Source organism: Streptomyces sp. NPDC041970, from assembly GCF_055588985.1.
Window position 1 is genome coordinate 1 of the sequence record NZ_JBVJCD010000047.1, and the last position, 24,951, is coordinate 24,951.

Annotated in this window: 18 protein-coding genes; 16 read left to right on the plus strand and 2 right to left on the minus strand. The window is 72.9% G+C overall.

The genetic code is table 11. The annotated features are described in order from the left end of the window. Positions 1 to 112: 112 nt before the first annotated feature. Positions 113 to 3,490: an ALF repeat-containing protein gene (locus ACZ6EJ_RS21150; protein WP_469269104.1), complete on the minus strand. Its 3,378-nt coding sequence runs from the start codon at positions 3,488 to 3,490 to the stop codon at positions 113 to 115. A gap of 821 nt (positions 3,491 to 4,311) precedes the next feature. On the opposite strand from ACZ6EJ_RS21150, the gene rplU reads away from it, so the two are divergent. From rplU to ACZ6EJ_RS21210, 12 genes are all read left to right on the plus strand, one after another. Further along, positions 4,312 to 4,632, plus strand: coding sequence for a 50S ribosomal protein L21 (gene rplU / locus ACZ6EJ_RS21155; protein WP_042812502.1), 321 nt, complete (start codon positions 4,312 to 4,314; stop codon positions 4,630 to 4,632). A 14-nt stretch (positions 4,633 to 4,646) separates the two neighbouring features. Beyond that, positions 4,647 to 4,904: a 50S ribosomal protein L27 gene (rpmA, locus tag ACZ6EJ_RS21160; RefSeq protein ID WP_164612097.1), complete on the plus strand. Its 258-nt coding sequence runs from the start codon at positions 4,647 to 4,649 to the stop codon at positions 4,902 to 4,904. 141 nt (positions 4,905 to 5,045) lie between these two features. Continuing rightward, entirely contained in the window at positions 5,046 to 6,482 is a 1,437-nt protein-coding gene (gene obgE / locus ACZ6EJ_RS21165; RefSeq protein WP_469269105.1) for a GTPase ObgE, read from the plus strand. A 368-nt stretch (positions 6,483 to 6,850) separates the two neighbouring features. Next, positions 6,851 to 8,347 carry an SDR family NAD(P)-dependent oxidoreductase gene (locus tag ACZ6EJ_RS21170; RefSeq protein ID WP_469269106.1) on the plus strand — a complete coding sequence of 499 codons (1,497 nt, stop codon included), beginning with the start codon at positions 6,851 to 6,853 and terminating at the stop codon, positions 8,345 to 8,347. A gap of 136 nt (positions 8,348 to 8,483) precedes the next feature. Next, the gene (locus ACZ6EJ_RS21175; protein ID WP_469269108.1) at positions 8,484 to 10,673 is read left to right on the plus strand and encodes a hypothetical protein; all 2,190 of its coding nucleotides are present in this window, start codon (positions 8,484 to 8,486) and stop codon (positions 10,671 to 10,673) included. A 200-nt stretch (positions 10,674 to 10,873) separates the two neighbouring features. Continuing rightward, entirely contained in the window at positions 10,874 to 12,112 is a 1,239-nt protein-coding gene (locus tag ACZ6EJ_RS21180) for a glycosyltransferase family 2 protein (RefSeq protein WP_469269110.1), read from the plus strand. Between the two features lie 163 nt (positions 12,113 to 12,275). Continuing rightward, the gene (locus tag ACZ6EJ_RS21185) at positions 12,276 to 15,044 is read left to right on the plus strand and encodes a CDP-glycerol glycerophosphotransferase family protein (RefSeq protein WP_469269111.1); all 2,769 of its coding nucleotides are present in this window, start codon (positions 12,276 to 12,278) and stop codon (positions 15,042 to 15,044) included. 178 nt (positions 15,045 to 15,222) lie between these two features. Beyond that, positions 15,223 to 16,377 carry a glutamate 5-kinase gene (gene proB, locus ACZ6EJ_RS21190; RefSeq protein ID WP_469269112.1) on the plus strand — a complete coding sequence of 385 codons (1,155 nt, stop codon included), beginning with the start codon at positions 15,223 to 15,225 and terminating at the stop codon, positions 16,375 to 16,377. A 129-nt stretch (positions 16,378 to 16,506) separates the two neighbouring features. Further along, a complete protein-coding gene (locus tag ACZ6EJ_RS21195) occupies positions 16,507 to 16,998 on the plus strand; it encodes a hypothetical protein (protein WP_469269114.1) in 492 nt (163 codons plus the stop codon). Positions 16,999 to 17,113: 115 nt separating this feature from the next. Beyond that, positions 17,114 to 18,397, plus strand: a complete 1,284-nt coding sequence (locus ACZ6EJ_RS21200) for a glutamate-5-semialdehyde dehydrogenase (protein ID WP_469269115.1) — start codon at positions 17,114 to 17,116, stop codon at positions 18,395 to 18,397. 80 nt (positions 18,398 to 18,477) lie between these two features. Continuing rightward, positions 18,478 to 19,026, plus strand: a complete 549-nt coding sequence (locus ACZ6EJ_RS21205) for an SCO2584 family spore wall biosynthesis protein (RefSeq protein WP_469269117.1) — start codon at positions 18,478 to 18,480, stop codon at positions 19,024 to 19,026. Positions 19,027 to 19,622: 596 nt separating this feature from the next. Further along, the gene (locus ACZ6EJ_RS21210) at positions 19,623 to 20,762 is read left to right on the plus strand and encodes an SCO2583 family membrane protein (RefSeq protein WP_469269118.1); all 1,140 of its coding nucleotides are present in this window, start codon (positions 19,623 to 19,625) and stop codon (positions 20,760 to 20,762) included. Here the strand turns inward: ACZ6EJ_RS21210 and ACZ6EJ_RS21215 are convergent. After that, positions 20,689 to 21,816 (minus strand): M48 family metallopeptidase, encoded by a 1,128-nt coding sequence (locus ACZ6EJ_RS21215; RefSeq protein ID WP_469269119.1) that lies wholly within the window; start codon positions 21,814 to 21,816, stop codon positions 20,689 to 20,691. The two genes, ACZ6EJ_RS21210 and ACZ6EJ_RS21215, sit on opposite strands and share 74 nt — an antisense overlap. A gap of 112 nt (positions 21,817 to 21,928) precedes the next feature. Between ACZ6EJ_RS21215 and ACZ6EJ_RS21220 the strand changes: the two genes are divergently transcribed. The 4 genes from ACZ6EJ_RS21220 to ACZ6EJ_RS21235 all read left to right on the plus strand — a co-directional run bounded on the left by ACZ6EJ_RS21220 (position 21,929) and on the right by ACZ6EJ_RS21235 (position 24,847). Beyond that, the gene (locus ACZ6EJ_RS21220; RefSeq protein WP_469269121.1) at positions 21,929 to 22,081 is read left to right on the plus strand and encodes a hypothetical protein; all 153 of its coding nucleotides are present in this window, start codon (positions 21,929 to 21,931) and stop codon (positions 22,079 to 22,081) included. Positions 22,082 to 22,165: 84 nt separating this feature from the next. Then, positions 22,166 to 22,327, plus strand: coding sequence for a hypothetical protein (locus ACZ6EJ_RS21225; RefSeq protein WP_469269123.1), 162 nt, complete (start codon positions 22,166 to 22,168; stop codon positions 22,325 to 22,327). Positions 22,328 to 22,365: 38 nt separating this feature from the next. Continuing rightward, complete coding sequence (gene nadD, locus ACZ6EJ_RS21230; RefSeq protein ID WP_469269124.1) at positions 22,366 to 22,983, plus strand: nicotinate-nucleotide adenylyltransferase; 618 nt, start codon at positions 22,366 to 22,368, stop codon at positions 22,981 to 22,983. A 19-nt stretch (positions 22,984 to 23,002) separates the two neighbouring features. Continuing rightward, positions 23,003 to 24,847, plus strand: a complete 1,845-nt coding sequence (locus tag ACZ6EJ_RS21235) for an LCP family protein (protein ID WP_469269125.1) — start codon at positions 23,003 to 23,005, stop codon at positions 24,845 to 24,847. Positions 24,848 to 24,951 lie beyond the last annotated feature (104 nt).

Consider the following 24,951-nt stretch of genomic DNA (forward strand, 5'->3'; position numbering starts at 1 on the left):
TACCTGCATACGACAGCAAAGGGGGGGCGGGGCGGGGGGGGGGGGGGGGGGGGGGGGGGGGGGGGGGGGGGCGCCCCCCCCCCCCCCCCCCCCCCCCCCCCGGCGCGGGGTCCTACCAGGTCACCCAGCCGATGACCGTGGTGGTCACGTCACTCGCGATGTTGGAGACCTTCGCGCCGATCTCCTCCGCCACGCCGAACTTGCTGAACAGCCGCCCCTTGCCGAAGAAGACGCCGCCGACCACGAACAGCCCGAGCGCCGTGTGGAACTCGCTGCTGTCCCAGCCGTAGCCCCAGCCGCTCAGCCCGGCGCTGACGCCCTGCAGGCCCCAGGAGATGAGGCCCGCCCCGGCCGCCAGGGCGCCCAGGACCGGGGAGGCGGGCGTCGGGAACAGGGCGCCGACGCCCAGGACGACCGCGGCGGTCCCGAAGAGGGTGCTCCAGTGGCCGGTGGCCGCCGCCCAGTCCCGCGGGTCCTTGATGTCCTCGGGCCACATGCCCAGCCACTTGGTGTCGCCGGTGTCGTCGTTCTCCGGCGTGTCCGTGGGGTTGGTGCCGTTCTGCTGGTGCTGCCTCGCCTCCGCGGCGGCCCTCTTGGCCGCCTCGATCGCCTCGGCGCGCCGCTTCTGCGTGGCGATGGCGCGGGCCTGGCTGGCGGCCGCGGCCGCGGCCTGCGCGTCCTGGCCGGCCTGCTGGGCGGAGGCCGCGGCCTGGGCGGCGGAGGCCTGCGCCTGCACCGCGAAGGACACGGCCTGCTTGGCGGACGAGGAGGCCTGGCGCATCGAGTGGTTCGCCGAACGGGCGGCGCCGCGCGCGGTCAGCGCCGCGGCGCTGGCCTCCTTGGCCGACTGGGCCGCGGACGCCGCCGACCTGTCCGCGGCGTCCGCGTTCGCCTTCGCCTGGGCGGCCGAGTTCGCCGCGTCCTCGGCGTACGTCTGCGCCTTGGCCGCCCACTCGGACGCCTCCTTCGCGGCGGCGCGGGCCTCCGCAGCGGCCTTGGAGGCGCGCGCGGCGTCCTCCATGGCCTTCGCGGCGACCTTGGCCGCGTGGGCGAGGGTCGCGCGGATCGCGGAGACGTGGGTGGCATGGTCGTGGTCGAGCCGGGCGACGTTGTACTTGTCGCGCACGACGAAGGCGCGCCGCATCCGGGCGGGGCCCTCCAGGACGATCTGCGCGGCCGACCGCATGTAGGGGCCGCCGGTCTCCAGGAGGCGGAACACCTCGACCTGGTCGTCCTCCTTCGTCGCCTCGATGAGCTCGACGGAGAGGAAGTGGTGCAGGGCCTCGGCCGTGCCGGCGTCCAGCGCTGCCTGGGCCTTCGCCTTGACGGCCTTGCCGGGGTCCTGCGCCAGGATCTGGAACACCATCACCCGGTTGTCCACGGCGGCCGCCTCGACGGCCCCCTTCTCCAGGAAGGCGGTGGCCGCGTTCGGGTCGCTGTCGGCCAGCGCCCGCTCGGCCGCCTCGGCGACCGCGGCCGTCGAGGCCTGGGCCAGGGCGAGGACGTTCTCGCGGTCGTCCTGCTGCTGGGCGAGCAGGCGGTCGGCGTCGATCCAGTTGGCCACGTCGTGGTCGGTGCCGGCGAGCGCGAACTCGGCCGCCCCGCGGGTCCAGGTGCCGCTGGACTCGAGGAGCCGTACGGCGGCCTTGCGGCCGACCGTGACCGCGGCCGCGGTGTTCCCGGCCGCCAGCGCCGCCTCGGCGGTGGCGATCAGGCCCTTGACCTCGTCCGAGGTCTGGGCCGCCTGGGTGCGCTGCTTCTCCACCCGCGCGGCGTCCTCGGCCTCCGCCTGCGCCCGCGACCGGGCTTCCAGGACGCCGAGTTCGGTGTCCTCGGCGATCCGGGCGGCCTCGGCCTCACGGGCCGCCTTCTCGACCTCCTGGGCCTCCTTGACGGCGGAGGCCGCGGTGTTGGCCGCCTCGACCGCCGCGGCCGCGAAGGCCGTGGAGCGCTTGGCGTACTCGATCGCCTTGCCCGCGTTGGCAGCAGCCTCCTCCGCCGCGGCTGCTGCCTTCTCCGCGTGGGCGGCCGCGCTGTTGGCGGCGTCGCGGGCCACGCGGGCCGCGGTCGCGGCGCGGTTGGCCAGGGTCTGGGCGGTGCCCGCGGCACGGGTGGCGCGAGCGGCGGCGGCGTTGGCCTCGGCCGCGGCCTGGCGCGCCTTGGCGGCCTGGGCCTGCGCGGCGCCCGCGGAAGCGGCGGCGTCGGCGGAGGCGCTGGCCGCCGCGGCGGCGTTGCGGGCGGCGCCGGCGGCGGCCGCGCCGGCGGACGAGGCCTGGCTGGAGGCGATGGCGGCCTGGTCGGCGGCCTTGGCCGCGGTACGCGCACGGGCGGCCGCGTTCCGGGCGCCCACGGCGGCCTGGCGCGCGGCGGAGGCCTTCGTGGCGTCCTTCGACGCGGAGATCGCGGCGTGGTAGGCGCGGGACGCGGCGTTTCCGGCCGAGGCGGCGGCAGCGGCGGCGGCCTGTGCGGCCTGCGCGGCGCGGCCGGAGGCGACCTGGGCGGTGCGGGAGGCGGAGATGGCGGTGTTGGCGGCGGACGCGGCGCCGCGGGCGGCGCCGGCGGCGTTGTTCGCCGCGTTCGCCGACTTGCGGACGTCCTGCTCGGCCGCCTTCGCCTCCTCCGCCGCCTCCAGTGCGGCGATCTTGGCCTTCTCGGCCGCGTCCTTGGCGCGCTCGGACGCGGCGACGGCCTTCTCCGTGGAGAGCTGGGCGCGCTTGCCCTCCCGCTCCACGATCGCGACCAGTTGCTCGATGGTCGCGGTCTCCTCGTCGCGCGCGCGGGCGATGTGCTGGCCGGAGGAGAGGAAGAGGCGGATCGCCTCGGGGGAGCCGTCGTCCAGCGCGCGCTGCGCGTACTTCTTCACCTCGGGCGACGCGGTGCCGAGGATGGTGAAGACCGCGACCCGGTCGTCCTCCTCCTGGGCCGTGTACTGGGTCGTGCTGAGGAACGTCTCCAGCGCCGCCTTGGTGTTCGCGGACAGCGCCTTGGAGGCCTCCCGCTTCACGGCGGTCCCGCCGTTGTTGAGGTGGGTGAACACCGCCACCCGCAGGTCCTCCTCGACCGGGCGGGCGTAGCCCTCGCGCAGGAACGCGGCGATCGCCTCGTCCCCGGTGGACAGGGCGGCGCTCGCCGACGCCTGTACGGACTTGCCGGCCTGGGAGAGGCTGGTGAGGACGGAGAAACGATTATCCTCCGCCCGCGCGGCGGGGAGTTCGGTGGTGAGGAAGGCGGTCAGCGCGGCCGGAGTGCCCAGCAGCGCGGCCGAGGCCGCCTCGCGCACGGCGCGTCCGCCGGTCTTGTAGGCCCACACGGCCTTGCCCTGGTCGGTGTCGGGCAGGCCGTTCTCCGGGTCACCGGTGGCGGTGACGGCGGCGTGGGCCGGGGTGGCGCTCCAAGTGAGGATCGAGGGCACGGCGGGGACCGCCGCCGCGCCGGCGACGGTGGCGAGTATCCGGCGTCTGCTCCACAACGAAGGCGACAAGACGTGCATCCTTCCCGTTCGGGGGTGCGTCGGTGCAGACACGCGCATTCGCTTCAACTGCCCGCATTACTGACAGGTGTTGATGTGCAACGCAACGTGTCCGGCAATGGCACGGGCACATTACCCTCCCCCGCACATCCGTTCACGGTCCATCAAATTCTTCTCCACAAAGTCTTTTTGGTGGAGATTCGTGCACATCAGCGACCTGAATTCTGGGTGGGAGGCCGCTCGGCGGCGGTGCGAAAGGGCGGGGGAGGGGGCCTTCGTCGGCGCGTGGGCGGGTGCGCTCGTACGTGTACGGGGGAGCGGTGCGAGGCGTACGCGTACGCGTACGGGCGCGCGGCGACGAACGGTGACCGGGGCGGCGGGCGGATCGCGCGCCGGCGGGCCGGGCGCGCCTCCGCGCGCGCCCTCCCCCCGCGCGCGCCCCCCCCCGCCCGTACGGAAGCCACGCCCCGCCGAGAGCCGCACCCCGGCCATCGCGTTCCGGCCCTCCGGGCGCCACCCGCGCGTCGCCCCCGGCCCTCCCGGATGCCGCGCCCCCGCCCGTACGAACGGGTCGCCCCGGATGCCGCCCCCGGCCCTCCCGAGCCCCGCGCCCCGGTCCGCGAGCCCCCGCCGACCCGGTTTGACCCCCGCAGCGACGCCCCGTAATCTTGACCATCGGTGTGTTTCCGTACGCACCTACCCCTGAGCACATCCCTCCCGGTAACGGTCGGTGTTCGCGCCGTCCGCCAGGAGAGGCCGCTCATCCTTCCGGATCGACACGGGCCCCGGCCCGCGCGAGCGGCTGGCATCAGGGGACCGTTTCGAGCGAGAGAGAGATCCGCGTGTACGCCATCGTGCGCAGCGGTGGTCGCCAGCACAAGGTTGCTGTCGGCGACATCGTTGAGGTTGACAAGATTTCCACTGCCAAGGTCGGCGACACGGTCGAGCTCTCGACCCTGCTCGTCGTCGACGGCGACGCCGTGACCAGCGACCCGTGGGTCCTGGCCGGCATCAAGGTCCAGGCCGAGGTCGTGGACCACCACAAGGGCGCGAAGATCGACATCCTTCGCTACAAGAACAAGACCGGCTACCGCCGTCGCCAGGGTCACCGTCAGCAGTACACGGCGATCAAGGTCACCGGTATCCCCGCGGCTGCGAAGTAAGGGACTGACGAGACATGGCACACAAGAAGGGCGCATCGTCCACTCGGAACGGGCGCGACTCCAACGCTCAGCGGCTCGGCGTGAAGCGCTTCGGCGGTCAGGCCGTCAACGCCGGTGAGATCCTGGTCCGCCAGCGCGGCACCCACTTCCACCCCGGCTCGGGCGTCGGCCGCGGCGGCGACGACACGCTGTTCGCGCTGACCGCCGGTGCGGTGGAGTTCGGTACGCACCGCGGCCGCAAGGTCGTGAACATCGTTCCGCTCGCCGTCTGATCTTCGACGCGCGCGGCAGCGACACAGCACCTTCCGAGGGCGGATCCCAGCTTTCCCGACAGACGGGGAAGCGGGTCCGCCCTCGGCGTGTTACGACAGAGACACTTCCGTATTTTCCTGCTGTACCTGGAGGCACCAACCATGACCACCTTCGTGGACCGCGTCGAGCTCCATGCCGCCGCGGGTAACGGAGGCCACGGCTGCGCCTCCGTCCACCGTGAGAAGTTCAAGCCGCTCGGAGGCCCCGACGGGGGCAACGGCGGACGCGGCGGGGACGTGATCCTCGTCGTCGAGCAGTCCGTGACCACGCTGCTGGACTACCACCACAGCCCGCACCGCAAGGCCACCAACGGTCAGCCCGGCGCCGGCGACAACCGCTCCGGCAAGGACGGCCAGGACCTGGTCCTGCCCGTGCCGGACGGCACCGTGGTGCTCGACAAGGCCGGGAACGTGCTCGCCGACCTCGTCGGCCAGGGCACCACCTTCGTGGCCGGCCAGGGCGGACGCGGCGGCCTCGGCAACGCGGCGCTGGCCTCCGCCCGCCGCAAGGCCCCCGGATTCGCGCTGCTCGGCGAGCCGGGCGAGAGCCGGGACATCGTCCTGGAGCTCAAGACCGTCGCCGACGTGGCCCTCGTGGGCTACCCCAGCGCGGGCAAGTCCTCGCTGATCTCGGTGCTCTCCGCGGCCAAGCCGAAGATCGCGGACTACCCCTTCACCACCCTCGTGCCGAACCTCGGCGTCGTCACCGCCGGTTCGACCGTCTACACCATCGCGGACGTCCCCGGCCTCATCCCCGGCGCCAGCCAGGGCAAGGGCCTGGGCCTGGAGTTCCTGCGCCACGTCGAGCGCTGCTCGGTCCTCGTGCACGTCCTGGACACCGCGACCCTGGAGTCCGACCGCGACCCCCTCTCCGACCTCGACATGATCGAGGAGGAGCTGCGGCTCTACGGCGGCCTGGAGGACCGGCCCCGCATCGTCGCCCTCAACAAGGTCGACATCCCGGACGGCCAGGACCTCGCCGACATGATCCGCCCGGATCTGGAGGCGCGCGGCTACCGCGTCTTCGAGGTCTCCGCCATCGCGCACAAGGGCCTCAACGAGCTGAGCTACGCGCTCGCCGGGATCATCGCCGAGGCGCGCGCCGCCAAGCCGAAGGAGGAGGCGACCCGCATCGTCATCCGCCCCAAGGCCGTCGACGACGCGGGCTTCACCGTCGCCGTGGACGACGAGGGCATCTACCGGGTGCGCGGCGAGAAGCCCGAGCGCTGGGTGCGCCAGACCGACTTCAACAACGACGAGGCCGTCGGCTACCTCGCGGACCGGCTCAACCGCCTCGGGGTCGAGGAGGCCCTGATGAAGGCGGGCGCGCGGGCCGGCGACGGCGTCGCCATCGGCCCCGAGGAGAACGCGGTCGTCTTCGACTGGGAGCCGACCGTGATGGCCGGCGCCGAGATGCTGGGCCGCCGGGGCGAGGACCACCGCCTGGAGGCCCCGCGCCCCGCCGCGCAGCGCCGCCGCGACCGGGAGGCCGAGCGCGACGACGCCGACAAGGAGTACGACGAGTTCGACCCCTTCTGATCCGCGCGCCGGTCACGACGAGCCCGGCCCTCCTCCCGTACGCGGGGGAGGGCCGGGCTCCGGCGTCCGCGGGCGGCACCGCACCCCCGGCCCGTCTTTGCGGAGGCGGGCCGTCCGGTAGCCTCGGGGCCGGGGTACCGGCGGAAACCGCCGGTCACGCCGGGTGCTCGTGCTGCGCATGTGCCGATTACGCAACACTCTGTGGATTCGGTCACCCCCTGTACCCGCCCGGCGGCGTCCAACCTCCCTGGCCAGAGGGTGAACGGCGGGTTTCCGCAGGGCAAGCGGTGCACGGCGTCCACCTTGCGAGACGGTCACGGAGAGTGCGACCATCACACTGTTCCCCCGTATAGCAAGGTAGGTCGTCTGTGTCTGTGCCGCATGAAGCCAAGCCCCGGACCACAGCGGTCGTGCTCGCCGGTGGCACCGGCCAGCGCGTGGGCCTGTCGATCCCCAAGCAGTTGCTGAAGATCGCCGGCAAGGCCGTCATCGAGCACACACTGACGATCTTCGAGAACGCCGAGGGCATCGACGACGTCATCGTGCTGATGGCGCCCGGATTCGTGCCCGACGTCGAGAAGATCGTCGCGAAGGCCGGACTGACCAAGGTCACCCGGATCATCGAGGGCGGCGCCACCCGCAACGAGACCACCGAGCGCGCCATCGCGGCCCTCGGGGAGGGCCTCGCCGAGGGCGAGGACCGCAACGTCCTCTTCCACGACGCGGTGCGCCCCCTGCTCTCCCAGCGGGTCATCGAGGACTGCGTCGACGCCCTCGAACGCTACGAGGCCGTGGACGTCGCCATCCCGTCCGCGGACACGATCATCGTGACCCGTACGCACGGCGGCGACGGCGAGTTCATCACCGACGTGCCCGACCGCTCCCGGCTCCGCCGCGGCCAGACCCCGCAGGCCTTCAAGCTCTCCACGATCCGCCGGGCCTACGAGATCGCCGCGGGAGACCCCAACTTCCAGGCCACGGACGACTGTTCGGTGGTCCTGAAGTACCTCCCCGACGTGCCGATCTACGTCGTCGCGGGCGACGAGTACAACATGAAGGTGACCCAGCCGGTCGACGTCTTCATCACCGACAAGCTCTTCCAGCTCGCCTCCACCGCCGCCCCCCGGCAGGCCGACGAGGCCGCCTACCGCGAGCGGCTCTCCGGCCGGACCCTCGTCGTCTTCGGCGGTTCGTACGGCATCGGCGCCGACATCGCCGCCCTGGCCGAGAGCTACGGCGCGAAGGTCTACGCCCTGGGCCGCTCCACCACCGGCACGCACGTGGAGAACCCGCAGCACGTGGACGACGCGCTCGCCACGGCGTACGGCGAGACCGGGCGCGTCGACTACGTGATCAACACCGCGGGCGTGCTGCGGATCGGCAAGCTGGCCGAGACCGACAACGCGACCATCCAGGAAGCGCTCAACGTCAACTACCTGGCGCCCGTCCAGATCGCGCGCGCCTCCTACAAGTACCTCGCCGAGACCCGCGGGCAGTTGCTGCTCTACACCTCCAGCAGCTACACCCGAGGCCGCGCCGAGTACAGCCTCTACTCCTCCACCAAGGCCGCCATGGTCAACCTCACCCAGGCGCTCGCCGACGAGTGGGCGGGGGAGGGCATCCGGGTCAACTGCGTCAACCCGGAGCGCACCGCGACGCCGATGCGCACCAAGGCGTTCGGCCAGGAGCCCGAGGGCTCGCTGCTCTCCTCCGAGGCCGTGGCGCGCACCTCGCTGGACGTCCTGCTCTCCGAGCTGACCGGCCACGTCGTCGACGTACGGCAGCAGGACCCGACGGCCGGGGCCGGCGACTCCGGATTCGAGCAGGCGCTGGCCTCCGTGCTGGACCGTCAAGAAGATGTGTAATAATTCTTGATAAATGCGCTTTTCCGGGCCTCTGTTATCGCTTAGAGCGAGTACAGAGGCCCGAATGCGTGAAACCACGCGTTCACAATTCGCTCTATACGTGAATCAACCGGCACCCCCCTGGAGCAGGTTCTTCGTGATCTCGACAGTCATTCGCCTGGCCCGTGTGGGCAGCAGGTCGGAGCTGGCGGCAGCGTTGTTGATGGGGCTGGGATATCCCTGCGTCATGCTCGCCGCGCTCATTCCGCACATCTGGTTCTTCACGGCGGCGGCCGCTGTCACGTACGCCGCCGACTGGTATCTGCACCAGCGGGGGAGTTATCTGGTCAACCGCCTGGCCAAGGTCCGGGCCGGTCTGCCGATCCGCTTCCTGCTGCGCCAGTTGATGCTCATCCTGCTGCTGGCCCGGCTGGACCTCGCGGAGGACCCGCTGTTCTACGCGGCGGTCGCCTGCTTCCTGATCTTCTACGGCCTGCAGGCGCCGCACGGCGCGCTCACGACGCTGATCCGGCTGCGCCGCACCATGCCGGTCGTCACCCGCAACGTGGACCTGCACGCCGTCCGCATCCCCGACGCCCCGCCCGGCATCCTGCTGCGGCGCTCCGCCGAGAAGATGCTGCACCTGGACATCCCGGCCATGGCGGGCGTCCTGATCGCCGCCGCGGTCGGCGTGGACGCCATCGGCTTCGCGGGCGCCGCCCTCACCCTGCTGCTCGCGCTGGCCTCCATCGCGGCGCTCCTGCCGTACGTGCGGCGCAGTCGGCTGGTGCCTCCGGCCCCCGCCGTGCTCAAGGCGGTCGACCGCTGGCTGCGCGAGTACCGGCCGACGGTGGTGCTCTACTTCTCCGGCTCCAACGAGTCCGCCTACCAGGGCAACATGTGGCTGGACACCATGGCCCGGATCGAGGGCCGCCCGCTCATCGTCATGCGCGAGCGCGCTCTCGTCCCGCAGTTGGCCGAGACGTCCGTCCCGGTCCTCTGCGTTCCGGCGGGCACCCACCTGATGAACCTGGACCTCTCGACCGTGCGGGTCTGCCTGTATCCCGCGAACGTCGGCAAGAACATCCACATCCTGCGCGTGCCGACCATGAAGCACGTCTTCATCGGCCACGGCGACAGCGACAAGCTCGCCAGCGTCAACCCGTACTCCAAGGTCTACGACGAGGTGTGGACCGCGGGCCGGGCCGGGCGCGACCGCTACGCGCTGGCCGACGTGGGCGTCCGCGACGAGGACATCGTCGAGGTCGGCCGTCCGCAACTGGCGCCGATCAGGAGCGGGACGGGCGTCCCGAAGAACCCCATCCCGACCATCCTGTACGCGCCCACCTGGGAGGGCTGGGACGACAATCCGGGCAACACCTCCCTGCTGCTGGCGGGCGAGAACATCGTGCGGCGGCTGCTGGAGGCCGACCCGCCGGTCCGGATCGTCTACAAGCCGCACCCCTTCACCGGCATCCGCAGCCCCAAGGCCAGAGCCGTCGACGCCCGTGTCCGGGCGATGCTGGGGAAGGCGGCCGCCGCCCGCGCCGCCGAGCCCCGCTGGGCGAAGGAGGCGGCGTCGGCCGTTGCCGGGCAGAGCGCCGCCAAGGCCGAGCTGGCGCGGATCGAGGCGCGGCTCGCGGCGCTGGCTTCCACCGGCCGCACCGTCGGCGACGAGGCGGAGGAGTCGCGGGTCTCCCTCGCCGACCCCGCCCGCGAGGCCGAGGCGGCACGGCTGCGGGCCGAGTGGAACGACGCCTACTGGCGCTCCTTCGGCTGGTGGGAGCACCGCACGGTGACCGGCGCGCAGCCCAAGCTGTACGACTGCTTCAACGAGGCCGACGCGATGGTCTCGGACATCTCCAGCGTGGTCTCCGACTTCATCGCGAGCGGCAAGCCGTACGCGGTCACCGACTCCGCGGGGCTCGGGGCGGCGGAGTTCAAGCGCCAGAACACGGCGGTGCGCGCGGCGGTCATCCTCTCCAACGGGGCCGAGGAGTTGGACGAGCTGCTGGCCGCGGTGGCCGACCCGGCGGCGGACACGCTGGCGCGGGCGCGGCGCGAGCTGAAGACGTACCTCCTGGGGCCGGACGAGCCGACCTCCCTGGAGCGGTTCAACGCCGCCGTGCGGGCGCTGGCCGCCAAGGCGGAGGCCCGCAACCTCGGGGTCGCGCAGCGGATGGACCAGGCGGTGGCGGTGCCGGACCGGGAGGCCGCCTCCAGCGGCGCCGGGGCCGGCGACCCGCAGGCGGCCGCCGCGGCCGTCGCGGCGGCGGACCCGGACGCCCCGGCCGCCTCCGAGGCGGAGGCCGTCGCCCTCGCCGAGGGGACCTCGTCACCGCGTTGAACCGGAGCGTTTCCGTCATCCGTCGCGCATCCGGACGAACTGGCGGAAACGCAGGCAACTCCGACCGCGGCCCGTACGTCTCTCCTCCGGGAGAGGCGCACGGGCCGTTCGGCTTGGGATGTACGGGGGATGTATGACCATGCGAAAAAGTGCAGAGCCGGGCAAAAGGCCCTCTCTCGTGATCAAATCGGCAGGTGCACATGGCTGAGACGCCCACACGGAACGACGAGCCCGATGTCAGTGTGATCATCGGAGCGTACGACGCGATGCCGTATCTGGTCCGGTGCCTGGAGTCCGTCGAGGCGCAGACCATCGGCGCCGACCGGCTGGAGATCATCGCGGTCGACGACGGTTCCACCGACGGCACCGGTGAATACCTGGAGGAATTCGCCGCCCGGACCGCCATTCCCACGCGGGTCGTCCGGCAGGAGAATTCCGGCGGCCCCAGCGGCCCCCGCAATCGGGGCCTCGGCCTCGCCCGCGGCCGCTACGTCTTCTTTCTCGACGCCGACGACTATTTCGGCGAGGAAGCCCTGGAGCGCATGGTCGCCATGGGCGACCGCGCGGGCACGGACGTGGTGCTCGGGAAGATCGTCGGCGTCAATCGCGGCGCCGCGAAATCGATGTGGAAGGAGACGGTCGAACGGGCCGACCTGTACTCCTCCAACATCAAATTCACGCTCAGCGCGCAGAAGTTGTTCCGCCGCTCCCTCCTCGTGCGGCACGGCATGGGCTTCGACGAGACGCTGAAGACCGGCGAGGACGCCCTGTTCACCATGGAGGCGTATCTGCGCGGCGACGGCGTCTCCGTCGTCGCGGACTACACCTGCTACTACCTGGTGGGCCGCGAGGACCGCAACCAGATGACCAAGAAGGGCGACCACACCCGGCGCTTCGACTCGGCCCGCGCGCTCATGGGGCTCATCGCCGACCACGTACCGCCGGGACCCCGGCGCGACGCGCTGATGGTGCGGCCGTTCGTCATCACGCTGCTGCCCCAGTTCGGCCCCGGACTGCTGAAGCAGTCCGCCCAGGTCCGCGCGGACAAGATGGCGCTCGCCGCCCCCCTGATGGCGGCCTACTGGACGCCGGAACTGTCCCGCCTCCTCAAGGTGCACGAGCGGCTGCGGCTGATGTGCGTCGCGGAGGGGCGGCTCGACCTGCTCCTGGACCTCCTCACCTTCCTGGCCGCCAAGAAGGAGCCCGAGGTGGTCCGCCGGGAGGACCCGCCCCGCCTCCTGCTGGCCTATCCGCACCTCGGGGAGAGCGCCGTACTGCCCGACCGGGCCTACGAGGTGACGGTCACCGAGTGGATCGGCGGCCGGCGCATCGACGCGCCCCGGCCCCGGCCCCGTGCCTCCCTGGCCCGACGAGCCGTCAGCAAGGCCCGCCGCGCGGTGGTGGGCGTCCTGCGCGCGCCCGGCGCACGCCGCGCGTGAGGGGCGCGCGAACCGCCCGGCGGTGATCTGGGCGGTTCGGCCCGTGTCGGGTGTCGCGTCATACTGTTGGGCAACCATGAGACCGCTGGTGCGGTCCCATTAATGCCCCGTATGCCTGGGGTTCATCTTCTTCTGCACGTCCCCCCGGAAAGGCCCTCCACCCGTGGCGTCCCTCGAAGCGATCCCCGACGAGCTCAGCCGGCTCATGAAGTACTTCCCGGAGACTCCGCTCGAGGAGCGCCCCGCCTTCCACAGCGCCGCCAAGGACTTCCTCGACCAGGCCGCTCCCAAGCTCGTCCGGAAGCTCTCCCCGATGGCCCGCGTCAAGTGGCACCTGGCGGCCAGCGGGCGCGGCGACGAGCTGGCGGACCTGCTGCACTACGAGCGCGAGAATCCGGGAGCCTTCTCCGTCCGCGGCCTGCGGCGCGCCCGCATCGAACTGCCCGGCGTCGAGAGCGCCTCGCTCCCCTCCTCCGTGCGCGACTTCAACCGCAGCGAACTGCCCGTGCGCGCCAAGCTGCTGGACCTCGCGTGGGTGGACGGCAAGCTCCTGGTCAAGGGGTACGCCTACATCCCCAACATCCCCGTCCCCGCCGGCAAGCACACGCTGCGCGTCGCCGTGCTCCGCCGCCAGGGCAGCCGCGGCGCCCTCCCGCTGCGGCTGCGCACGGTCGTCGAACCGCGCGCCACCGCCGAGGCCAAGGGCGCCCTCCACACCTACGACGGGTCGGGCTTCGAGATCGCCGTCGACCCGGCCCGGCTGCGCGTGCGCGGCCAGTGGCAGCCCGGCGCCTGGCGCCTGGGCATCGGCATCCCGCGCCCCGGCGGCATGTCCGTGGGCGGCGTCACCAAGAACAACGCGGGCGCGGCCGGGCACAGCCGCACCCGCTTCCTGGACGACGGCGTACGCCTCGTCGCCGGCTTCGACCGCAACCGGCTCAAGCTCACCGTGGACGTCGTGCCCGCCGAGATCATCGCCCAGGAGGCGGACGGCGACGCCCTCGCCCTCACCCTGCGCTCCCGTGCCGACGCCCCCGCCGGCAAGGCCCCCACCGCCCTGCGGATCGACCACGAGCCCACCGGGTTCACCACCGACCTGCCGCTCCAGCGGGGCGGGACCGGTCCGGACGGCTGGCTCCGCCACACCGCCCGCCTCGACCCCGCCGCCCTGCCCGCCGACGGCGTCGAGCCCGGCCAGGCCCGCAAGTACCGCGCCCTGATCGTCTTCGCCGACGGCACCACCCGCCGCGCCACCAACGGCGAGCGCCCCGTCATCGGCGTCCACCCGCTCCCCGGCGAGCGCGAGTTGGCCCTCCTCACCGACGGCGCGGGCAACTTCACCCCGCAGGTGCGCACCGTCCAGCCGGTCGTCGACGGCGTCGAGTGGAACGACCGGGGCGAGCTGGTGCTCTCCGGCGTCTACACCGGCCCGGCCGAGCGGATGACGATGGTCCTGCGCCACACCGGCCGCAACGAGGACCGGCCGCTTCCCGTCGAGTTCGCCGACGGCCGCTTCACCGCCCGCCTGCGCCCGGACGCCGTGCCCGCGTACGAGGGCGCCGTGCCGCTGCGCGCCGGACGCTGGATGCCGCGGCTGCGCCTGCGCACCGAGTGGGACCACACCCGCGACGTCCCCGTCACCCTCCGCCCCGACCTCGTCGGGACGCTGCCGCTGACCCACCGCGGCGAGCACCGCACGTACACCGTGGACCGGGTCGACTTCGACCGGATCTTCGTCGAGTCGGGACCGGTCCTCGACCCCGAGCTGCGCGGCGCCTACCGCCAGCGCCTCATGCGCGACGTCCACACCCCCGCGCAGCGCGAGCTCCCACTGCGCGAGGCCGTGCTCTACAACAGCTTCGGCGGCAAGCAGTTCTCCGACTCGCCCCGCGCGGTCTACGAGGAGCTGAAGCGCCGCGGCGCCGACGTCGAGCACATCGCGATGGTCCACGACCAGCAGGTCGTCCTGCCGCCCGGCGTCCGGGGCGTGGAGTGGGGCAGCAGGGAGTGGTACGAGGCGCTGGCCCGCAGCCGGTACGTCGTCACCAACGGCGGCATCCGCGAGTGGTTCGTCCGCCGCGAGGGCCAGGTCGTCGTCCAGACCTGGCACGGCACCCCGCTCAAGCGCATCGGCGCCGACCTCCTCGGCACCCCGAAGGCGAACCTGGCCTACATCGCGAGCCTCCCGCAGCGCTCGCGCCAGTACAGCCTGTTCATCTCGCCGAACGCCTTCACCACCCCGATCATGACCAACGCCTTCCGCCTCCAGTGCGAGGTGCTGGAAGCGGGCTACCCGCGCAACGACGTCTTCCACGCCCCCGACCGCGTCAAGCGCGCCGCCGCCGTCCGCGAGAAGCTCGGCATCCCCGCCGGCAAGAAGGTCGTCCTGTACGCCCCCACCTGGCGCGACGACCAGCGCTACGGCGGCCGCCGGTTCAAGCTGGACAACCGGATCGACGTCGAGGCCGCCCGCCGCGAGCTGGGCGAGGACCACGTGCTGCTCTACCGCAAGCACCACAAGGTCCTCGACTCCATCCCCGGCGCCGGCCAGGGCTTCGTCCACGACGTCACGTACTACCCGGACATCGCCGACCTCTACCTGATCGCCGACGTGCTGATCACGGACTACTCCTCGGTGCTCTTCGACTTCGCCCACTCCGGGCGGCCGATGCTCTTCTTCACGTACGACCTGGAGCACTACCGCGACACCCTGCGCGGCTTCTACTTCGACTTCACCTCCCGCGCCCCCGGCCCGCTGATCAAGACCTCCGAGGACCTGATCGCCGCGATCCGGAACATCGACGCGGTGAGCGAGGAGTACAAGGAGAGGTACGCCCAGTTCCGGGTCGACTTCTGCGAGCCCTCCGACGGCCGCGCCGCCGCCCGCGTCGTCGACCGGATGCTCGCCATCAGGGGCGAGCGGCAGGGCTGACCGCCCCGGCCGCCCCGCCCGCCCGCCGGCCGTCCACCGAGCGGAACGGGCGGGCGGCGGAGGCGGCCGCTCGCGTACTGTGACGAGCCGGGGAGCGGGTGCGGCGCGCCGCGCACGGCGGCGGCCGAGGCCGCCGGCCCCCACCGAACCGCCGGGGCGAAGCAGAGCGAGGAAGCACGTGGCAGAGCACAGGCCGCCGGAGCACCGGCCCGGAGTCACCGAAGCCCGCAGGGTCGTCGTCAAGGTCGGCTCCTCCTCGCTCACCACGGCCTCCGGCGGCCTCGACGCCGACCGGGTCGACGCCCTCGTCGACGTCCTGGCCAAGGTCAGGGACGGCGGCGAACGCGAGGTCGTCCTCGTCTCCAGCGGAGCCATCGCCGCCGGGCTCGCCCCGCTCGGCCTCGTCCGCAGGCCCAGGGACCTGGCCCGCCAGCAGGCCGCCGCCAGCGTCGGCCAGGGCCTCCTCGTGGCCCGCTACACCGCCTCCTTCGCCCGCTACGGCGTCCGCGTCGGCCAGGTGCTCCTCACCGCCGACGACACCAGCCGCCGCGGCCACTACCGCAACGCCTACCGCACGCTGGACCAACTCCTCCAGATGGGCGCGGTCCCCGTCGTCAACGAGAACGACACAGTCGCCACCGACGAGATCCGCTTCGGCGACAACGACCGGCTCGCCGCCCTCGTCGCCCACCTCGTCCACGCCGACCTGCTGGTCCTCCTCTCCGACGTGGACGGCCTCTACGACGGCCCGCCCGGCACCCCCGGCGCCTCCCGGATCGCCGAGGTCGCCGGAGCCGACGACCTCGCGGGCGTCACCATCGGCAGCGCCGGGAAGGCGGGCGTGGGCACCGGCGGGATGGTCACCAAGGTCGAGGCCGCCCGTATCGCCACCGCCGCCGGCGTCCCCGTCGTCCTCACCTCCGCCGGCCGGGCCGCCGACGCCCTCGCCGGCCGCGACACCGGCACGTACTTCCACCGCACCGGCCGCCGCTCCGCCGACCGCCTGCTCTGGCTGGCCCACGCCTCCACCCCGCAGGGCGCGCTCGTCCTCGACGACGGCGCCGTACGGGCCGTGGTCGAGCGGCGCGCCTCGCTGCTGCCCGCCGGCATCTCCGCCGTGGAGGGCGAGTTCAGCGCCGGCGACCCGGTCGAGCTGCGCGACCAGCGCGGCGTGCCGGTCGCCCGCGGCCTGGTCACCTTCGACGCGAAGGAGATCCCCCAACTCCTCGGCCGTTCCACCCGCGACCTGGCCCGTGAGCTGGGGCCCGCCTACGAGCGCGAAGTCGTACACAGGGACGATCTCGTCGTCCTCGCGCCACGCCTCGCCCCCTGAAGCGGAGGAAAGTACCGCCACCGGGCAGGGACCTTTACCAAAACCGCCCCACGCCCGGCTGTGGACTGGTCCAATTTGTTGTGGGGGAGCAGGGGTTCACGCACAGCACCAGACCACAGGAGGCCGCCGGTGAGACGAGCGCGCCCGGGGGCGTCGCCCCGAGGCACGGGCAGCCGAGCCCTGACGAGCGTCGGGGCGGGAGCGGATTTCGAACGGAATCCGCCGCCGGCGGACGCCACCGTGCAGGAGCCGGTCACGACGGCGGAGGCGAAGCCCCCGCAGTCGAAGCTCTGGCACATCACCCTCAGCGTCTCCGGCGCCGAGACGCCGCTGGGCGAGGTGCGGCGGGGGCTGGAGCAGTTGGCACACGACCACCCCTTCCTGCTGACCAGCCGCTACGCCACCGACCACGCGGAGATCCGCTACTGGGAGGAGGCCCGCGACCTCCACGACGCGGCCGCCGTCGCCCTGCGGCTGTGGGGCGAGCACCGCTCCACCGCCCGACTCCCGCCCTGGGAGATCGTCGGCCTCGAAGTCATCGACCGCGAGACCTACCACCTGCGCGTCGCCGAGGGGTACGGGCCGCCGCCCGCCGCCCCCGTGGGGGTGCACCCGTACTGACGCCCCAGGACGCGCCCGGCCCCCGGGCCGGCCGTCCCGCACCACCGGCTGCGAGGCCGTCTCGCATCACGGGATGTCCGTCGGATGCCCGCGGAGCGCGCACTACTCTGCGGGCATGACCACGCTCTCGCCCTACGACAACCTCTCCCCGGTCGCGCAGACCGCCTACCGGGCCCGCGCCGCCGCCGCCGATCTCGCGCCGCTTCCCCGCTCGGCCAAGGACGACGCCCTGCTGGCGATCGCCGACGCCCTCGAAGTGCGCACGAGCGAGATCGTCGAGGCCAACGCCCAGGACGTCGAGCGGGCCCGCGCGGCCGGGACGGGCGAAGGCGTCGTCGACCGACTCACCCTCACCCCCGAACGCGTCCGCGCCATCGCCGCCGACGTCCGGCACGTCGCCGCGCTGCCCGACCCGGTCGGCGAGGTGGTGCGCGGCTCGACGCTCCCCAACGGCATCGACCTGCGCCAGGTGCGGGTCCCCCTCGGCGTGGTCGGCATCATCTACGAGGCCCGCCCCAACGTCACCGTCGACGCGGCCGCCCTCTGCCTGAAGTCCGGCAACGCGGTGCTGCTGCGCGGCTCCTCCTCCGCCTACGCCTCCAACACCGCGCTCGTCCGGGTCCTGCGCGACGCGGTCGGCGGCTCCGGCCTCCCGGCCGACGCGGTGCAACTGGTCCCCGGCGAGAGCCGCGACTCCGTACGCGAACTGATGCGCGCCCGCGGCCTGGTCGACGTCCTCATCCCGCGCGGCGGGGCCTCGCTGATCCGCACGGTCGTCGAGGAGTCCACCGTCCCGGTCATCGAGACCGGCACCGGCAACTGCCATGTGTACGTGGACGCGCAGACGGACCTCGCCATGGCGGTCGACATCCTCGTCAACTCCAAGGCCCAGCGCCCCAGCGTCTGCAACGCGGCCGAGACCCTGCTCGTCCACAAGGACGTCGCCGACGCCTTCCTGCCGCTCGCCCTGGACGCGCTGGCCGAGGCCGGGGTCACCGTCCACGGAGACGAGCACGTCCTCGCCCGCGCCGAGGGCTCCAAGGCCACCGTGGTCGCCGCGACGACGGAGGACTGGGAGACCGAGTACCTCTCGTACGACATCGCGGCGGCGGTCGTGGACTCCCTGGACGCCGCGGTGGCCCACATCCGGCTCTGGTCCTCCGGCCACACCGAGGCGATCGTCACCACCTCGCAGGCCGCCGCCCGCCGGTTCACCCAACTGGTCGACTCGACCACGGTCGCCGTCAACGCCTCCACGCGTTTCACGGACGGCGGTCAGTTCGGTTTCGGGGCCGAGATCGGCATCTCCACGCAGAAGCTCCACGCCCGCGGCCCGATGGGCCTGCCGGAGCTGACCTCGACGAAGTACATCGTCACCGGCGACGGTCACGTCCGCTGAGGCCGCCGCCCACCGGCTCCGTCCGGGGGCGGCGTGCGGAGTCCCTGCCCAAACGGCCCCCGCGCGGCTAGGCTGAAGCCGTGCCGGACGACGTGGGGGGCGAGCCGTTCCCGGACGGCGGGGAGCCCGACGACGACCGCGGGGGCGCGGAGAAGGACTTCGCCGCCGTGGTGTTCGACGAGGACTTCGTCCGGGCGGCGGCCGTGCACGAGCCGACCGCCGTGGAACGCCTGCTCGCCGCCGCCGAAGCGCGCGCCGAGGCCGACGCGGCCCGTGCGCGCCGGAGCCGCCGCCCCGCGGACGAGGACTTCCCCGACGAGCACGGCCGTCCCCGCCCCCACCGCGATCCCCAGGACCTCGACTACGACCCGGACGGCGGCCACGAGGACGACGGGCCGGACGCCGACGGTCGCCGGTGGGGCCCCCGGCGACCCCACCGGAACGCCGCCCGCTGGCACCGGCCGGTCGCCTGGCTGCTGGCCCTGGTGATGGGCGTCGGCATGGTCGCTCTCGCGTTCAGCGCGGTCTACCGGGGAGCCTCGGCCAACCGCCAGGACCGCGTGCCGCCCCCGGCCACCAGCGGCGCCGACCAGCCCGCAACCGCCCCCGCCGAGCCGCGCACCCCATGAACCGCGGCCTTCCGGGCCCCGGCCCGTGAGCCGCGCACCTCCCGAGCGCCGACCCCCTGAGCGCCCCTGATCCCGCTGATCCGCAGGCGAGGCACCATGGGCGGGCGGGACGAGATGCCAAGCCCGGCGGGACGAGGTGCCAAGCCCGGCGGGACGAGGTGCCAAGCCCGGCAGGGCGAGGCGCCAGGGCCGGCGGAGCGAGGAGCCGTGGCCCGGTGGGGCGAGGCACCAGGCCCGGTGGGGCGAGGGAACAGGGCCCGGCGGGGGTGGGAGCACCCGTCCGCCGTAGTCCGGCCGCTCGGAATCCGGTCGGGCCCAAGCCCCCGCTCACGCGGACCGGTCACTGCCTCCGGTCGTCCCTCCATCCCCGCGTGCCACGGTCGTGCGCTGCCCCCTCTCCCGTCCCTCCCGTCACCCGTTCGCCCCGTGCCCCACCGGGAGTTGCCGTCCGTTTCCGCGTTTACGCCCCCGGCGATCGACCTACCCTGATGATGTGACCCCTCGTTCCCAGGGGGGCTTCTCGCTGCCGGACGCCGCTCGGCCGAAGCAGACCGTGGCGCACCGGACCGGCCGGTGTGGAGATCGGGAGAGAAGTCATGACAGGCCGCTCAGAACCGCCGGACGGCCCGCTCGAGAACCCCGCGGGCGGCGAGGACGAATTCGGCTCCCTCGTCTTCGACGAATCGTTCGTCCGGGCCGCCCGGACCCAGGAGTTCTCCGCCCGAGAACGGATGGGCGAGCACGCCCCCGCGGTGCGCGCGCTGCCTGAGCCGGTGGTGGTCTCCGTCCGCGGCGGCAACGGCTCCCGCACCGCCCTGGCGCTGATCGTCCTGACCGCCCTCGCCTTCACCCTGGCCGTCTACATAGGCTTCCAGAGCCCGTATCCGCAGCCCGCCGCCAGGCGGGCCGAACCCCTGCGGACCACCGTCGTCCCCCTCGCCCCCGGCGGCGCCGTCGCGGGCGGATCACCCGAGCGGCTCTACGCCGCCGACCCGGTCGCCGGATTCCGGACCGGCGCGGAAGGCATCAACTTCCCCTCCGTGCGGCGCACACGGAATTTCTCCGACAGCCAGATCACCGCCGCCCTCACCACGGTCAGGGACTACCTGGTGGAATCCGCCCTCAACCCCGACGTCCTCTACGGCCGCGTGCGCAGGCCCGTCGAACGCCTCATCGACCCGGACCAGCGGGACCAGTTCCGACGGAGCCTCAGCGCCCCCGCCGACGACGGGCAGCACGCCGCCACCGGCTGGCTGGTGCGCTTCGACCCCCGCCAGGTCGAACCGGCGGACCCGCAGGTCCGGGTCCAGGGCACCCTCGCGTACGAGGAGGAGGGAGCGGGCGTCCTGGGGGTCGTCTCCGACCACTCGTTCACCTACGCCCTGCGCCCCGCGGGCGGACCCCGCCGGGAGGACGGGGCCTCCCTGTTCACCGTGCGGCGCGAGCTGCGCTTCCGCTTCGACCGCGAGGACCTGCGGCTGCACCGGCTGGAGCTGCGCACCGCCTACGTGCAGGCCGGACCGCAGTCCTGCTCGGCCGACGCGGCCGGGACGCTGCGACCCCTCCTCGCCGGGGAGCGGGCGGACGACCGCGGGCCCGCCGCCACCGACCCGTACGCGACCGGCCGGCCCGCGGCGGCGCTGTGCGGGACCCTGGCGGCGGTCAGCTCCCCGACGCCCCCGAGCCCCCCTCCTCCGGGTCCCGAGGCCGGTCGGCCCCCGCGCCCCGGCCCGTAGCGGAATTGCCCTCCGGCGCCCCGCCCCTCGCGCTCCCGGTGAACCTGTCCCGGAGCTTGCCGCCCAGGTCCCCGGCGCCCCCGGCGATGTCGCCGACCAGCTTCATCAGCGGGTCCTTGCTGGTGCGCACCGTGTCGGCGTAGTGCGAGGCGGACTCCCGGAACGAGTCCGTCACCGAGGCGTCCCCGTCCTCGTCGCGCCGCGGGTAGTGGCCGTCCATGATCCGCTGGAAGTCGCGGGTCTCCGACCACTTCTTCAGCTCGGCGGCCCGCACCGTGGTGAACGGATGCGTGCGGGGCAGCACGTTGAGGATCTTGAGGACGGAGTCGCGGAGATCGCCGCCCTTCTCGTACTCGTCCGCCTGGGCGAGGAAGGCGTCCACGTTCATCTCGTGGAGGTGGTTGCCACCGGCGATCTTCATCAGCCCGCGCAGGGAGGCGTGGACGTCCTGACCCACCAGCAGCCCGGCCCGGTCCGCGGACAGCTCCGACTTGCGGAACCACTCGCGCAGCGCCGTCACTATCGCCATGACCGCCACGTTGCCCAGCGGGATCCAGGCGACCTTCACCGCCAGGTTGGTCAGGAACAGCAGTATCGTCCGGTACACCGCGTGGCCGGAGAGCGCGTGGCCCACCTCGTGGCCCACCACCGCCCGCATCTCCTCCTCGTCGAGCAGCTCCACCAGGCCCGTGGTGACCACGATGATGGGCTCGTCGAGCCCGATGCACATGGCGTTGGGCTGCGGGTCCTGCTTGACGTACATCGGCGGGACCTTCTCCAGGTCCAGGATGTGGCAGGCGTCCCGCAGCATGTCGTCGAGGTGGGCGAACTGGGCTTCGCTCACCCGGACGGAGTCGGAGAGGAAGAGCAGCCGAAGGCTGCGCTCCGGAAGCAGCCCGCTGAGGGCCTTGAACACGGTGTCGAACCCCGTCAGCCTGCGCAGGGCCACCAGGGCCGAGCGGTCGGCGGGGTGCTCATAGGTCCGGGAGGAGATCCCGGCGAATCGCCTGCGCCGCCTGTTCGGCACGTTCTCGTGACTGCTGTTCTCGGTCATGGATGGGCCCCCTGTTCGTACGAGACGTCGCTCGTCCCCCGGACGGAAGCCAGCGTATGTGCTGGCGCTACGGTGTGCGGGGGGCTGTGGATAACCCTGAGGAGCGCCCGAAATGCCGCACACCGCCGTACTGCTCGCCGCCGCGTCCCCGGAGCAGGGGCCGGGGAACACCCTCCGGATCGTGCTGCTCGCCTCGATCCTGGGAGCGGTGGTGCTCGCCTGGTTCCTGCTGCGCGGATACCGCGACGACGACGACAACGACTGAGTCGGCGTGAGCGTGCCCGGAGGACCCGCATACGATGTGCCCGACGTCTTCCTTCCGATTCTCGATCGATAGGTCCTGCCGAAGATGAGCCTCACGAGCACCGCCCACCAGATGGTCACTCTCGCCTCCGGGGGCGGCGAGGGCGGCAACCACGAAAGTCTCAACCCCTACCTGACCGGCGGCGGAGCCCTCTTCGCGCTGCTGTTCCTCCTGTGGGTCACCACCCGCTTCAACCGCGACCGCTGAGTCAAAGGCGTACAGCGGTGCCAGTAGGCTCTGCACGCATGGGAGAGCAGGAAGTGCCTACCGGCCCCGGCAAACGCCGACTCGGCGTCATGGGCGGGACATTCGACCCGATCCACCATGGACACCTGGTGGCGGCCAGTGAAGTGGCCGCCCAGTTCCATCTCGACGAGGTCGTCTTCGTCCCCACCGGGCAGCCCTGGCAGAAGAGCCACAAGAAGGTCTCCCGCGCCGAGGACCGCTATCTGATGACGGTCATCGCCACCGCGTCCAACCCGCAGTTCTCCGTCAGCCGCAGCGACATCGACCGGGGCGGACCGACGTACACCATCGACACGCTCAGGGACCTGCGCGAGGTCCACGGCGACGCGGACCTCTTCTTCATCACGGGTGCGGACGCTCTGGCCCAGATCCTCACCTGGCGGGACGCGGAGGAGCTGTTCTCCCTCTCCCACTTCATCGGTGTCACCCGACCGGGCCACGTGCTCACGGACGACGGGCTGCCCGAGGGCGGCGTCTCCCTCGTGGAGGTGCCCGCGCTGGCGATCTCGTCCACGGACTGCCGTGAGAGGGTCGCGCAGGGGGAGCCGGTCTGGTACCTGGTGCCGGACGGCGTGGTCCGCTACATCGACAAGCGCCAGTTGTACCGCGGCGACTGAGCCACGGAGAGGGGCACCGGTGAACGACCGACAGAACCCGTACGACCCGTACTACCAGGAGCCGCGGATCATCGGCTACGACGCCTACGGGCAGCCGGTGTACGAGCAGCAGGGGCAGCCGCAGTACGACCAGCAGGGGCAGCACTACGACCCCTACGCCGCCGGGCAGGGGCAGAGCCAGGACCCTCCGGCCCCCGACGCGGGGTACGGGTACGACGCGTACGGCAACCCCGCGCAGCCCCAGCCCCAGCAGTACGACCCGTACGCCGGTCAGTATCCGGGCGGCCCCCGACCGGACCCCGGCCAGCAGGCCCACGGCCTCGACCAGGGATACGGGTACGCCCCCGCCGCCGACCACGGCCCGTCCGCCGACTACGGCTACGCCGCCGGGCAGCAGCACGCCCCGGTCGACACCGGCCAGTACGGGAACGTCCCCCGGCAGGCCGAGGCCCCCGCCCCGGAACAGGCGCCCCACCAGCAGTCCTTCCCCGCCCCCCAGTACCAGGAGGCCCGGCACGGGACCGCCGCCCAGCACGCGGCCGTACGGCAGGAGGCCCCCGCCGAAGCGGCGGAGCCGACCGTTCCGGGACAGCGCGAGGCCGCCCCCGACTACCGCACCGAGCAGTTCTCGTTCATCGAGGAGCCCGACGAGGACTCCGAAGACGTCATCGACTGGCTGAAGTTCACCGAGAGCCGCAGCGAGCGGCGCGAGGAGGCCCGCCGCAAGGGCCGCAACCGGATGGTCGCCCTGATCGTCGCCGCCGTCCTCGTGGTCGTCGGCGGAGCCGGCTACCTCTGGGCCGCCGACAAGCTGCCCGGCCTCTCCGGCGGGGACGAGAAGAAGGCCGTCGCCGGCGGCGTGCAGCAGCGGGACATGATCGTGGTGCACCTGCACGACACGAAGAAGGGCGGGACCTCGACGGCCCTGCTCGTCGACAACGCCACCACCAAGCGCGGCACCACCGTCCTGCTGCCCAACTCCCTCGCCGTCGCCTCCGACGACGGAACCACCACCACGCTCGGCAAGTCCGTCGAGGACGACGGCAGGACCGGCACGCGGGAGGCGATCGACGCCCTCCTCGGCACCCGGATCACCGGCACCTGGCGGCTGGACACCCCCTACCTGGAGATCCTCGTCGAGCAGGTCGGCAGCATCGAGGTCGACACCGACACCGAGGTGCCCGCCGCCAAGAAGGGCGAGCCGCCGCTGGTGGCCGAGGGGGAGAAGCAGACCCTGAGCGGACCGATGGCCGTCGCGTACGCCACGTACCGCGCACCGGGCGAGCCCGAGGCCGAGCAGTTGACGCGGTTCGGCGAGGTCATGCGGGCCACGCTGCGCAAGATCTCCGAGGACCCGAAAGCGGCGACCGTCACCGTGGAGACGCTGACGCAGGTGCTCGACCCGTCGCTGCCCGAGAAGGACCTCGGCGCCTCGCTCGCCACCCTGGCCTCGCGCGCCAAGATCGGCGACTACACGACGACCCTGCTGCCGGTCCAGGAGGACGGGACCCTCACCGAGGAGGCCACCCGCAGTGTCGTCGCGGACGTCCTCGGCGGCACGGTGAAGGCCCCCGAGGCGGGCGCGCCCCTCCGCGTGGCCGTCCGCAACGCCACGGGCGACGCCGCCGCCGCGGAAGCGGCCAGGGTGCGGCTCGTCAACGGCGGCTACGCCTACGTGAGCGGCGCGAAGGGCGGCGGGACCGAAGCGGCGTCCGTCGTGCTCTACCGGTCCGCGGAGGACAAGGAGAAGGCCGTCGGCGTGGCCAGGACGCTGGGCCTGGCCGACGACGCCGTGAGGAAGGGCGAGCCGGCCGCCAACGCCGACGTGTCCGCCGTCCTCGGCCGGGACTACACGGCCGAGTAGGCGGACCGGAGGCCACCGGCCGGCGCGGCGGCGCCGGCCGGTGAAACGCAGTGAGGCGCTGTCGGTGGTCCGTGAGACCCTGGAGGTTGCAAACCGACCACCGA